This is a genomic window from Sorangium sp. So ce394 (assembly GCF_051474665.1).
Classification (GTDB): Bacteria; Myxococcota_A; Polyangia; order Polyangiales; family Polyangiaceae; genus Sorangium; species Sorangium cellulosum_D.
This window is the reverse complement of sequence record NZ_CP150339.1, coordinates 12,212,968-12,225,660: the sequence shown is the minus strand read 5'-3', so window position 1 is coordinate 12,225,660 and position 12,693 is coordinate 12,212,968. Positions and strand designations below refer to the sequence as shown.

Sequence of the window (12,693 nt, the reverse complement as noted above, 5' to 3'; positions counted from 1 at the left end):
TATCTCCTCGGGGCTTCCTAGACGGGTAGCTGGTTGCCTCGGCCGAAGACGTTCCAGCTCAGGAACTGGCTCAGCGCGGAGGTGCGGATGTAATTGCGTCTCGGGGGATTGCGCTGCCTCACGCGCGACGCGTGGCCGGCGGCCGCGATCAGGGCCAGCGCGGCGCGGATGTTCTTCTCGAACACGCCCATGATCTGGTTCTCCGGAAGCGCGAACCCCGCGGGGCCCTGCCCGGTGTTCCCGGGATCGAGCTCGATCGTGTAGGCCCTGGAGCCGTGCGCGCCGGCGGCGCGATCGATGACGCTCCCGGTCGCGTCGTACCCGACCGTCTGCGCCGGCGTCCCGAGGGCGTAGTCGTAGGTCCCTGTCCAGTGCATCCGGGGGGCGATGAGCACCTGCATGGCGCGGCCGAGGTCCTGGTAGCGCCGGCCCACCAGGCCGCGGTCCCACGCTTCCGTCGGATAGACGATGAGCTTCGAGTAAGAGTGGTAGTCGATCGACGTGTCGAACTGTCCCTGGGCGCGCGCCACGTCCGCGAAGACGGCCTGGAGGTTCAGCGTCTCGGTCTCCGACGCCCTGGCCGGGCCGAAGTAGTCCTGCCGCACGTTCGTCGGATCCCCGCCCGTCCCGTCGAGCCCGTGGAAGCGGGGAACGAACCCCCAGAACATGGTGGAGAAATTGCGGTTCACGTCCACGCCGACGATCCCTTGCTGCGGCGTGAAGCTGTAGTGCGTCGTCGCCGCCGTGCCCTGCGCGGGCTTGTAGACGGGGGCGTCGTACGCGATGTTCCCACCGGTGTTCGACACGTTGGAGAGAGGCCAGTTCGGGCGGCCGCCCGGGGCGAGCGAGGCGTCCCACCCGAGGACCGTCGCCGGCAGCGCCTCGCGGTTCTTGCGCCAGTTCCGGTGCTGCGCGGTCGTGCTGAAAATCGTGTGGTGGTTGCCGTTCGGGTTCAGGATCGGGATCACCGAGATGTGCCGCGTGGTCAGCAGATCGTGGATGGCCTGCTGGTAGCGGTTGGCGGGAGCGGCGGTGTAGTTCAGGATCAGGTACTCCGCGATCAGGTACACGATGGCGGGCGCGACCCACTCTCGCGCGTGGACGCCGCCGGTGAGCACCACCTGCGGGACGCTCCGCGGATCCCCGCCGATCGGGCCCCCGAACTGCAGCATCGTCATGTCCCTCGCGTCCGCCTGGTCGTCCACCGGCTGCGCGCCGGTGCGCCCCACGGCCACGTGCGGGACCTGCTGGGTGTTGGTCGCGAACTGCGCGAGCGCCGAAAGGTCCGCCTGCATGCTGTAGAACTGCATGCCTCCGGAGCTGGCGACGGCCTGCGACAGCGTCCAGGCCTGTGGGTTCGGCTGGTAGTCGTACGCGTGATAGTGGTAGTCGCCCGGTTGTGTCCGCTGGGGAGGGGGCATGGCCGTTCCTTCCTAGACCGGCAAGCGGTTGCCGCGGCCGAACACGTTCCAGTCCACGAACTCCCGCTCTGCGGCGGAGTTGATGGCGTGGTACCGGACCCACCGCGCGGTCGCCTGTGAGGCCTGCCCCGCCGCGGCGATGAGGGCGAGCGCCGCGCGGATGTTCTTCTCGAACACGCCCATGATCTGGTTCTCCGGCAGCTCGAACCCAGGGTTTCCCGACGGATCCAGCTCGACGACGAACGCCCGCGCGTTCGCCTGGGTCGCGCAGTGATCGCCGAGCGTGCCCACGGCGTCGTACCCGATCTGCGCGACCGGCGGGCCGAGCCCGTACTGGTACGACCAGGACCACGACAGCGACGTCGCGATGAGGGCCTGGAGGATGAGCCCCAGGCTCGTGTAATTCGCGTTGACGAAGCCGCGGTCGTATGCCTCGGTGGGATAGAGGATCTGCTGCGCGTAGGAGTGGTAGTCGATCATCGTATCGACGTTCACGAGACCGCCAACGGTGGCGATGGTCGCCTCGATGTTCCGGGTCTCGAGGGCGGACGCCCGCCTTGGTCCGAAGTAGCTGTCGCTCGTGGGGCGGTTGTTGTCGTCCGGGGCCCCGTGGAAGAACGTGTTGTACCCGCTGTACATCGTGGTCGCGTTGCGGTTCAGGTCCACGCCGAAGACCGCCGCCGGCACGATGGTGAAGGCGCTGTTGCCCGCGTTCGGCGGCAGGGGCAGGTCGTAGAGCGGGGTCTCGTAGCGCACGTTCGCCCCGTTCGGCGCCACGTTCGCGAACGGCGGATTCGGAGCCGCCGGCACGCCGCTCCGGAGCGCGGCGAGCCACCCCGCCTGGGTGGTCGGCAGCGTGTCGCGGTTCTTGCGCCAGTCGCGGCTGTTCGCCGCCCCGCTGAACACCGTGTACCAGTTGCCGTTGGGGTTCAGCATCGGCACGAAGTAGAGCTGGCGGTTGTCCACCAGGTTCCGGATCGCCGTCTGGTAACGGCCGACCGGGGCAGCGGTGTAGTTGACGACGAGGTACTCCGCGATGAGGTAGGCGATGGCCGGGGCGACCCACTCGCGCGCGTGGATCCCCCCGGTGATGATGACCGCCGGCATCCCCATCCCGCCGCCGAAGGACAGCACGGTCATGTCCCGGTTCACGCCGACGTCGTCGGGCACGGTCGCGCCGGATCGGAACGTCTGGATGTTGGGGACGCCCTGCATGGCCCCGAAGGCCGCGAGCCCCTGGAGATCCCGCTGCATGCTGTAGAACTGCATGCCGTTCGCCGTGGCCACCGCCGGCGACAGCGTCCACGGCGCCGAGGCGACGTAGTCGTACGTGTAGAAGTGGTAATGACCGGCGGCGGTGCGTTGGGGCGGCGGCATCGTTCGTCCTCAGGGAGCGGTGTTCCGGACCAAGGGGGCGAGAGCGTCGGAGGGGCGCTCTGCTGCTTCGAAGTGGGCGCGGAGCCCGGCGGCGTCCTCCGCTCTGGCGCTCGCTGCCCACGCGGCCGCGTGGGCGGTCATCCGGCGCTCCTGATCCACGACGGCGGACAGCAGCGCATCCGGCCCGCCGCGCACGGCCGGCGCGACCGGGAACGCGGCGATCGCATCGAGGAGCATGGCCGTGTGCTCCCGCAACACCGGGGTCATCGCCTGGTGCGCGGCGGGGTGCTCCGAGGCCGCGCGGCGGCCGAGGTTGCGGAGCACGTGGCTCTGGTGCAGCAGCGCGCGCCGCGTCTGGGCGGCGATGGGCTCACCGACCCCTTTGCCCTCCCGCTCGGAGTACTCGAGGCGAGCGGCGAAGTCTCGCTCCAGCGCGGCCTGCGCCGCCGCGGACTGCGCCGACGCGGACTGCGCCGCGTCGAAGGCGGCGTCGTGGAGCGCGTCTCCATCCAGGTAAAGCACCGTGACGGCGGCGCCCAGCGCCTGGAAATCGGCGATCCGGCTGTCGCGCACGGTCGCGACCACGCCGCCTCGAAAGCCCATGAACGGCTCTCGATCGTACGTGAGGAGGCGGCGCACGTCGGGGGTGTCCGGCGTGATGTACACACCGCGATAGGGATCCACGTGCGGGATGCCCTGAGGCACCCGCAGCCGCACGCCCCGCCGACAGGCGTCGATCAGCGCGCGGGCGCGCCGCCGGTGCGAGGCGGCCCTGGCGAGGAGCTCCTGCCGCTCCTCCTCGGACGTGACGCGCGGGCGCGAGGCCTCGGCCTCATGCTCCAGCGCCATCCATGCCTCGTTGTGGACGGCGGACGAGAAGATGGCGCTGGTCACGTTGTTCTCGTACGTGCCAATGCCGTACAGGTCCGCGTGCCGATCGAGGAGGACCTCGAAGTGCGCCTCCAGCGCCGCCTGCTCCGGGGCCCCCGGCAGCGCTCGGATCGCGGCCGCGCACGTGTCGAGGGACGTGTGGAGGAGATCCAGGAGCTGCCGGAAAGCAGCCTTGTGCTCGTCGCGGGTCGGCATGATCCCTCGAGGCCCTTACCCGGTGATGAGGAGCTTCACCGAGATCCCGAAGGACCCCGAGGGCGCGGTCGCACCTTGCCAGTACGACCACACCACGCTCGTCTGGAAGGACGCTGGGTACTGGACCGGCCACGCGATGAGCGCGCCGGACGCCGGGATGCTCATGGACGTCGCGACGACCGTGTTCGCGCCGTCGGGGCCTGGGATCGACACGGACAGCTCGCCGTCCGTGGGGATGTTCGTGAGCTGCACGCCCACGTAGTAGCTGTGCGCCGCTGCCGGCGTGGTGATGGACGCCACGTCGCTCGCGGTGGGCCGGGCCGGCGACGACGCCGTGGCGGAGAGCCAGCTCATCTGCGGGTGCGTGGCGACGAGCTGCGTCGCGCCCGCGGGGTTGATGTACCCGAACGGGGAGAAGTCCGGCGGCTGCGGGCTCGCGCTCGCGTCCGCGTACGTGATGAGCACGTACGACTGGCCCGTGGGCGGCGGCGGCGGATTCCACACGATGGGCACGGTCGAGACCATCACCTGTCCGCTGGCCGTGGCGGTGAGGTCCACCCAGTTCTGGGGGACGCCCGCCACGGTGAACCCCGCTCCGGAGAAGCCCGTCGGCGAGATCTGTCCCGTCGTGGCCCAGAACAGGTACACACGCGCGGCGCCGGCGCCGCTCGCCGTGTTGAGCGCCCGGAGGTAGAGGAAGTTGGGCTGGCCGATGACGAGGGTCTGCCGGAGCTTGCCGCTGTCATAGTCGCTCTGGCTGGCCAGGGCGGACACGTCCTGCGCCGCGGCGGCGCCGAAGACGATGATGTCCGGGCTCGTCTGGGCGCCGGTGCCCTCCGCGGCGATGGTCTGTCCGGGGAACTGACGGACGAACCCGCCGCGATAGAGCGTGTCGAGCATGACCATGTTGCCGTTCTGCTGGATGTAAGCGCCGAGCGCGTCCATGCTCGCGAAGGGCGTCGTCGGCCAGGTGGGCGGGCTCGGGCTCGCGGAGTTGTCGACCCACGCGATCAGGTAGTACGACGCGCCCGAGGTGCTCGGCGTGGGCGGAGTCCACGAGAAGGGTGTCGTCGTCGCGACGTACTGCCACTTCGACACGGCGCTGACGTCCTGATAGCTCTGGGCTCTCCCGTTCACGGTGAAGCCCGTGGACTGCCACTTCGTCGGATCCAGGATCTGGTCGCTCTGCGCGAAGTAGAGGTAGATGCGCGCCTTCTGGATGCCGGCGGGGTTGTTGTTGATGCCGCGGACGTAGAGGTAGTTCGGCTCGCCGATGACGGGCGCCTGGAAGAAGTACCAGTCGTAGCCCGTGGGGTCGGTGAACACCGTCGGATCGAACGCGTCCGCCGCGCCGATGAGCAGCAGATCCGGAGAGGCGCTGTACTGCGCCGGGCCCGCGGGGGGCTGGCCGAGCTTCTGGCGGAGGACGATGCCGGTGACGGCGGTCTCTCTCTTTGCGGTGGTCGCGATCATGATCAGACTGCCTTCTTCCCGGGCGCGCCGGCGCCGCCGAACTTGAGGTTGTACGACTGCGATCCGACCGGCATGACGTGGACCTGCACGAGGTTGAGGTCGTCGTCCCTCGCGCTGGTCGTGAAGAAGGGGCTCGGGATGCCGTTCGGCGCGTTCACCGCCCGGTAGAACCGCGTCAGCGAGGGTCCCTGTTGCAGGAGCGGGGTCACCGTGATCTTGGCGTTCGCCGGGAGCGGGATCTTGCCCGGTTTGTGGGTGACGAGGACAGAGGTCTGGAAGTCGGGCGGGTAGGAGAGCGCGCCGCGCGGCATGTACCCACCCTGGTAGTCCGAGACGCTCGCGTTCTGCAGCGACACGGTGTTGGACGAGTCCGTGCCCTGCAGGCTCACCGAGAAGGTCCCGTCGCCGGGGACGTTGAAGAACGAGACGGAGAGGTAGATCGTGCCGCCGCTCGCGGGCATGGTCAGGTTGGTGCCGTACACGTAGTCGGGAGGCGGCGAGTAGTAGTCGGTCGTGTTGCGCCAGGCCATGTTCGGGTGGGCCATGATGAACTGCCCGAGGTCGTCGACGCTGTTGAAGCTCGGGAGGACGGGCGGCTGCGGGCTCGTGCTGTTGTCGACCCATCCCACGATGCAGTAGTGATCCCACTGGCTGCCCTTCAGGGTCGGCGGGATCCACACGAGCGGGAGCTGCCCGACCACGACCTGGTCGGCGCTCGTCGCGACGATGTCGATCCAGTTCTGGGGGACGTTCGCCACCGTGATGTTGTCGCTCCGCCAGTTCGTCGGCCAGAGCATCAGGTCGCTCTCGGTGTAGTAGAAGTACACGCGAGACTGCTGCGCTCCGTTCGCTGTGTTGACGCCGCGGATGTAGATGTAGTTGGGGTTGTTCTCGATGACGTTGGCGCTGAACGGGTTATTGTACCCGTCTGCGGACGTGAACTGGGTGAGGTCCGACTGGATCGCCGGCTGCCCGTCGATCTGGTAGGCGATCATGTCCGGAGACTCGGACCACCCGGAGGATGGCTGTCCCGGCTTCTGCCCCGGAGCGTGCCGCAAAAACAGGCCCGAATAGCTTCCCATGGAGCTCTCTTCCTTTCCTTATGCCGCCGCGCCGAGGCCGCTCGGCGCCCCCATCTGCACGGCGTCGATCACGGCGAGGCTGCCCTGCGCGCCAGCCCCGCCGCTCCCCTGGCCGCGCGTGTTCGCCGTGAAGATGCGCGACGCGTCCGGCAGGATCGCGAGGCCGTCCGCCCCCGCCGCCGCGGACGGCTGCGCGTTGAGCGGCAGCGTCTGCAGGATCCGGAGCGAGGCGGGGTCCAGGACGCGGAGCGCGCCCGCGTTCGTGTCCGTGGCATAGAGGCGCCTGCCGTCCGGCGACGCGATGAGGCCGCGCAGGTTCACGAACGTCTGCGGGATGGCCGCCGTGCGCACGGCGAGCGTCGCCACGTCGACCACCGTGACGGTGTTGTACTGGGCGCCGGCGTTGAGCACGTACGCGGTGGATCCGTCGGGCAGGATCGTGGCATCGAGGGCGCTCGCGTCCGCGGGCACCACGGCGGGGTCGAGGCTGTACGTCCCGTCCGAGGCCCTCCGCACGACGCGCACCGAGGACGCGGCCGGATCGACGACGAACACCGCCGAGCCGTCCGGCGTGGACCGGAGCATCACCACGCCCGCGCCGCTGCCCTGGTAGAGCGGCACCGTCTGGCCCGGTGTCCACGCGCCGCTGCTCTTCGTGAGCACGAGCAGGCCGTAGCCTCTCGACGAGGTGCCGAGCAGGACGAACAGCGTCTGTCCGTCGCCGGCGATCGCGATCGACAGGGGGGAAGAGCCCTTCGCCACGGAGGAGAGATCGACGCTCGTGACGGTGAGGTCGGTCGTGCGGATCAACGAGAGCGCCGCCGCGCCCTGCGTGATCGCGATCGCTTGCTGGTCCGAGGCGACGGGCGAGAACACGCACCCGAGGATCGGCTGGCTCGCGAGGACGGCGGAGATCTGCCCGTAAGTCAGGTTGTAGACAAGGATCCCGGGCGGGAGGTGACCGGCCGCGGGCACCGCCGCGTCGTGCCATGCGAAGACGACGGACCCGTCGGGCGCGGCTGCCACGTCGGTGGGCTGGTTGGGAGTCGAGACGGTCTTCGGCGCCGCGACGTACGTCTCGAGCGTGATGAGGCCGAAGCCGCTCGCGTCCTCGGTCGCGACAGCCGCCATCAGGCCGTCCTGGGAAGCGGCGATGCCGTACGGGCGCTGTCCGACCGGGATGGGGCTCCCCGCGACCGCGGCGGACGCCGGCGGGCCCCACGTGCTCAGGAGCGACACCGTGGCGTCGAGCTGGTTCGCCACGAGCGCGTACCCGCCGCCCGGCGTGAGGGCGATGGCCCGCGGCCCCTTGCCCACCGTCACGGTGTTGCGAGACCCGGTGTTCGGGTAGTTCGGGTCGACCACGACGATGGCGTTCTGCTGCGGGCAGGCGATGAGGAGCTGCTTGCCGCTGGACGTCGCGGCCACGTCGACGGGCGAGCCGGGCAGCCCCTCGATGGTGTCCACCACGGAGCCGAGCGCCCCGCTCTGATCGAGGGCGACGACCGAGACGGTTTTGTTGGACGAGTTCGCCACGAAGAGCCGCGTCCCGGAGGCGTCGAAGCAGATGCCGGCGGGCGCCGCGCCGACGTACACCGTCCCTTCGATCGCGTACCCATGGCCGGACCGGACGAGCGACACCACCTGTCCGGAGGCGCCGGCCTGCGTGCCCACGGTCACGAAGACGCGCTGGCGATCCGGCGTGATGACCGCGCGGGACGGCGTGGCGGGCAGCGCGACCGAGGTCGCGGCCGAGAAGCTCGGCAGCCCCGTCCCCTGAGCGGTCACCGCGATGAGCGAGACATCGGCGCTGCCGCTGTTGGTGGTCACGAGCAGCGCCCCGTCCTGCGAGATGGCGAGCGACGTCGGTCTTTTGCCGACCTGGAGCGTCTGCTGGACCGCGTAGCTCACCGTATCCGTGACGAGCACGCTGTTCTGGCTCCGGGACAGGAGCGCCACGAAAGGAGCGGTGGGCGAGAACGCCACGTCGGTCGTCGCGCTCGGCGCCGTCTGGGCGGACACCTGGGGCTTGAACGCGGACACGACGAGCTTGCGCGTGAGCGCCGCGCTCGGGGTGGCGAGGTTCGGCGCGAGCGTGATGACCTGTGGCCCGGTGAGCGTCGCGTTCGTCGTGCCCGTGGCGTTGAACGTCTGTCCGCCGAACGCGTCGCCGGTGCTCGTGAGGGACACGAGGACGTCGTCCGGAGTGTCGACGGCCCACGCGAACGTCGCGTCGTGGGACGCCGACCCGCAGTAGATCTCGAGGGGCGCTCCCGTGAACGAGTTGATGACCGGGAGCGCCGTGGCCGTCTGCGTCGCAGAGTCTCTGTTGACCACGCTCCCGCCCGGGCGGGTGGCAACGAGGTTCAAGACGGTGGACTCCGCGGTGAGATCGACCGGTATGTGCGTCTTTCCGGTCACGTCGAGCTGCTTGTAGTTCTGGGTCAACGTGAGGCTCGTCGCGTTCCGCGCGAGCCAGCTCACCGTCACCGTGGCCTTGCCGTTCCGGAAGTACGTGGGGTTCGGCGTCACCTTCAGCCAGTCGATGGCCACGTGGGGCACCTTGTTGAGCACGAGCGTGTAGACGCCGTCGGCATAACCGGGCACGTTCGCGAACGCGATCACCATCGCCGTCGGCCCCGGCTGGTACGTCGTCACGATGTTGGTGAAGTCGAAGGCCACGATCGCCTGCACGCCGCTGCCGACGATGGGCGCGCCGTCGGGCGGCTGGAGCGTCCAGGAAGGGGACTGTCCGTGCAGGTTCGCGGCGATGGTCCAGCCGTCCGCGTTCAGGCCGGCCGCCGCCACGATGTTGCAGGCGTTGGCGACGTCGGTGAGGGCGCCATATCCGAAGGTGTCCCCGGTCGCGCCGTACACGAAGCTCACCGAGAAGACGGTGCTCGGCCCCGCCTTGACGACGGTGCCCGTCGCGCCCGGCGAGAGCTGGAGGGAGAGCGCGTTTTCGGCGCGGCGCAGCGGGAGATTGCTGCTCACGATCGTGCTCTGATCGAGGCCCACGGCCAGGACGTCGGGCAGGAAGCCGGAGCGCTCGTCCGGGCGGGCCACGAGCGCGACCTGGAAGCTCGAGAACATGCCCTGGACGGCGGGCACGCCGTAATACGTCACGTAGAGCTGCACCGTGGGCGTGCCGAGCGCCTTGGGCACCTCCATGCCGCTGATGGTGATGGAGAGGCCTCCCGAGGTACCGGCGGACAACGTCTTCACGACGGTGGGCGTCACGCCGACGACGCTGGAGGCGGGGAACGTCTTGAAGGAGAAGCCGTCCGCCGAGAGCTTCAATCCGGCGAGCACGTCGGGCGAGAGCTGGAGCTGGGAGAGGTCCAGGTAGAAGACGGTCCCGGACGTGGGCGGCGTCGAGGGGTCGGTGATGGTCCCCGGCGTCAACGTGACCGAGCCCGACGTGAGGCCGACCTGCAGGGTGAGCTCGTTGTACGTCACGTCGGTCGTGATGTAGATGACGTTGGCAGTCAGCCCCGAGCCCGCGGCATTGACGAGCTGGAAGACGATCTGCGGGCTCGTGTCGACGCTCGTGGCTTCCTCGTTCTTCGCGTGCATGTGCACAGTACCTTTCGCGCCTGTGGGTTCCAGAAACTCTGCCCGCCCCGATCCGGAAGCTCTGACCGCCGAGGGGAGCTCCTCTGCCCCCTTCCGATCAGCCGGGTTGTGCGCTGTCACCGTTCACGACCCGGGTCGCGTGCAAGCACTCTATGGAGCGAGAATCCCGATGGCCGTCTCGACGTCCGGCGAGCATTGCAACAGCTGCGCCGTCGCTCGGCGATCGCGTGAGTGTGTACAATCCCGCTCGGCGCGCGGCGATCCAGAGGCTCCAGAGGCCCCAAGCGGAGCGAGTCGCCTCCGATCGAGCGACGACTCGACGCACGGGGGCGAACGCGTCAGAGACATCGCGTCCAGGCCGCGCGGTGCGCCGTGGGGTCCTCCTGTGGTGGGTGGTTGCGACGGGCGATCCGCGTGGCGAGGAGCAGGCAGCGAGGGGCGTGTCTCCGCAGGCGATTTCTTGCCAGCCAGGTGAGTCCGCGTCGGCAAGATGTTGCCCGCAAGACGTTGCCGGCAAGATGTTGCCAGGCGGCGACGGCGCGCCCGAGCTAGATCTCGCCGCCCGGCGCTCGCCCGCGGCGCTGAGGTGTCACCACGGCTCCCGATCGGAGGGCTGCCCCGGCGACGCCTCCTCGTCGCGCGCCACGGACGGTCCGTCAGGCGCTCGGCGGGGGTGCCACAACCGCGCCTCGCCGGCCGCCCCCCCCGCCTCCGACCCTTCCACCTACGCTTCGCAAATCCATCCCAGTGCGACGCGGCTTCGTGTGAGCGTTAACATTTCTGCTCAACAAGAGGCGAATTCTTGTTGACACGATCGTGTTAACGTTAACAATATGCGTCAGAACCTTATGAAGTAGGTGCTCAACATGGATCACGCTCGTTCGAGCCTGGTGACTGGTCTTGTGGTTTCGGCATTGCTCGGGGCTTGCGGCGGTGAGGACAACCCGGAGCCGCAGGCGGCGGCCTCCTCTGGTACGGGCGCTTCGTCGTCGACCTCCAGCAGCAGCTCGGCCAGCACCGGCGCCCCGGCGGGCAGCGGTGGTGAGGGCGCCGGCGCCGGCGCCAGCAGCGGCGGCGACGGCGGCAGCGGCGGTGAGGGCGCCGGCGGCGCCGGCGGCGACGGCGGCAGCGGCGGCGGTGTCGCCCCTGCCGTCTGCCCTGACACCTACTCCAACCCTGTCATCTGGGAAGACCTCCCCGACGTGGAGGTCATCCGCGTCGACGACACCTACTACTACACGGCGTCCACGTTCCACTATTCGCCTGGGGCGCCCCTGCTCCGCTCGTACGACCTGGTCCACTGGGAATACGTCTCACACTCCGTTCCCGTGCTCGACTTCGACGCGTCGTACGACCTGACCAGGGGTCGATCCTATGTGAACGGCATCTGGGCGTCCACGCTCCAGTACCGGAAGAGCAACGAGACCTTCTACTGGATGGGCTGCATGCACAACGCGGGCGGCGGCTGGGTCTTCACCGCCAAGTCCCCCGAGGGCCCGTGGGAGAAGCACAAGGGGGGTTGTTACTACGACATGGGGCTGTTGATCGACGACGACGACACCATGTACGTGGCGTACGGCAACAACACGATCAGCGTGGCCCAGCTGAGCGCGGACGGCTTCAGCCAGGTCAAGAGCCAGAACGTGTTCCAGACGCCGGGGAACATCTCGGGGCCGCTGGAGGGATCCCGCTTCATCAAGAAGGATGGAGTCTACTACATTTTCGTCACGCAATATGCGAATGGCGAGTATGTGCTGCGCTCGACGAACGGGCCGTTCGGTCCCTACGAGCTGCGGCCCTTCGCGGTCAAGCTGCCCTACGCTGGCGCTCCGGGCTCCGGCGGATCCCCGCATCAAGGCGGCGTCGTCGAGACGCAAAACGGGGATTGGTACTACATGGGATTCAACGACTCGTACCCCGCTGGCCGCATCCCGGTCATGGCCCCGATGACCTGGACCGACGGCTGGCCCTCGGTCACCCTGGTGGACGGCAAATGGGGCGGTACGTACCCCTTCCCGGACCTGCCTTGCGGATCGAATCGCGTGAAGCCGCCGCCGAGCAAGGACACCTTCGCGAAAGAGACCCTGAGGCCCGAGTGGGAGTGGAACCACAACCCCGACAACAGCAAGTGGTCCTCCGGGGCTGGGCTGACCCTGCAAACGGCGACGGTGACCGACGACCTCTATGCCGCTCGAAACACGCTGACCCGCCGCATCGAAGGGCCGGTCTCGATCGCGACGATCGAGCTCGACTACACCAAGATGCAGAACGGCGACGTCGCCGGCCTCGCCGCCCTGCGCGACGTGTCGGCGTGGATCGGGGTCAAGAAGGCAAACGGGGCGACGCGCGTCGTGATGACCAGCGGGGTCAACATGAACACCTCCTGGACCACGACGGGCAAGGGGAACGAGGTGGCCGGCGCCGACGTGTCCGGCGGCAAGATCTGGCTGCGCGTGGAGGCCAACGTCCGCTCGGATGGCGGGGGCGGGCAAGCGCGCTTCTCCTACAGCACGGACGGCGCCCGGTTCACCAACCTGGGCAACACGCTCAACATGAACAAGAACTGGCAGTTCTTCCTCGGTTATCGCTTCGGCATCTTCAACTACGCCACGCAGTCGCTCGGCGGCTCGGTGAACGTCGCTTCCTTCGAGGTGACCAAGCCGTAACGGGCGGGCCGC

The 12,693-nt window shown here is 68.9% G+C and carries 7 protein-coding genes; 1 reads left to right on the top strand and 6 read right to left on the bottom strand.

What is annotated here, in order from left to right; genetic code table 11:
* Positions 1–17 precede the first annotated feature (17 nt).
* The 6 genes from WMF33_RS45205 to WMF33_RS45180 are packed head-to-tail and all read right to left on the bottom strand — an operon-like array spanning position 18 to position 10,015.
* Complete coding sequence (locus tag WMF33_RS45205; RefSeq protein WP_437334373.1) at positions 18–1,421, bottom strand: M14 family zinc carboxypeptidase; 1,404 nt, start codon at positions 1,419–1,421, stop codon at positions 18–20.
* 12 nt (positions 1,422–1,433) lie between these two features.
* Positions 1,434–2,798, bottom strand: a complete 1,365-nt coding sequence (locus tag WMF33_RS45200; protein WP_437334372.1) for a M14 family zinc carboxypeptidase — start codon at positions 2,796–2,798, stop codon at positions 1,434–1,436.
* Between the two features lie 9 nt (positions 2,799–2,807).
* Positions 2,808–3,884 (bottom strand): hypothetical protein, encoded by a 1,077-nt coding sequence (locus WMF33_RS45195; RefSeq protein ID WP_437334371.1) that lies wholly within the window; start codon positions 3,882–3,884, stop codon positions 2,808–2,810.
* A 15-nt stretch (positions 3,885–3,899) separates the two neighbouring features.
* On the bottom strand, positions 3,900–5,357 hold the full coding sequence (locus tag WMF33_RS45190) for a hypothetical protein (protein WP_437334370.1): 1,458 nt from the start codon (positions 5,355–5,357) through the stop codon (positions 3,900–3,902).
* A 2-nt stretch (positions 5,358–5,359) separates the two neighbouring features.
* Complete coding sequence (locus tag WMF33_RS45185) at positions 5,360–6,439, bottom strand: hypothetical protein (protein WP_437334369.1); 1,080 nt, start codon at positions 6,437–6,439, stop codon at positions 5,360–5,362.
* Positions 6,440–6,457: 18 nt separating this feature from the next.
* Positions 6,458–10,015, bottom strand: coding sequence for a beta-propeller fold lactonase family protein (locus tag WMF33_RS45180; protein WP_437334368.1), 3,558 nt, complete (start codon positions 10,013–10,015; stop codon positions 6,458–6,460).
* An 866-nt stretch (positions 10,016–10,881) separates the two neighbouring features.
* On the opposite strand from WMF33_RS45180, the gene WMF33_RS45175 reads away from it, so the two are divergent.
* Entirely contained in the window at positions 10,882–12,681 is a 1,800-nt protein-coding gene (locus tag WMF33_RS45175; protein WP_437334367.1) for a glycoside hydrolase family 43 protein, read from the top strand.
* Positions 12,682–12,693 lie beyond the last annotated feature (12 nt).

Coding starts and splice junctions, on each gene's coding strand:
- WMF33_RS45190 (WP_437334370.1), bottom strand. CDS start 5,357: ATGATCGCGACCACCGCAAAGAGAGAGACCGCCGTCACCGGCATCGTC.
- WMF33_RS45205 (WP_437334373.1), bottom strand. CDS start 1,421: ATGCCCCCTCCCCAGCGGACACAACCGGGCGACTACCACTATCACGCG.
- WMF33_RS45195 (WP_437334371.1), bottom strand. CDS start 3,884: ATGCCGACCCGCGACGAGCACAAGGCTGCTTTCCGGCAGCTCCTGGAT.
- WMF33_RS45180 (WP_437334368.1), bottom strand. CDS start 10,015: ATGCACGCGAAGAACGAGGAAGCCACGAGCGTCGACACGAGCCCGCAG.
- WMF33_RS45175 (WP_437334367.1), top strand. CDS start 10,882: ATGGATCACGCTCGTTCGAGCCTGGTGACTGGTCTTGTGGTTTCGGCA.
- WMF33_RS45185 (WP_437334369.1), bottom strand. CDS start 6,439: ATGGGAAGCTATTCGGGCCTGTTTTTGCGGCACGCTCCGGGGCAGAAG.
- WMF33_RS45200 (WP_437334372.1), bottom strand. CDS start 2,798: ATGCCGCCGCCCCAACGCACCGCCGCCGGTCATTACCACTTCTACACG.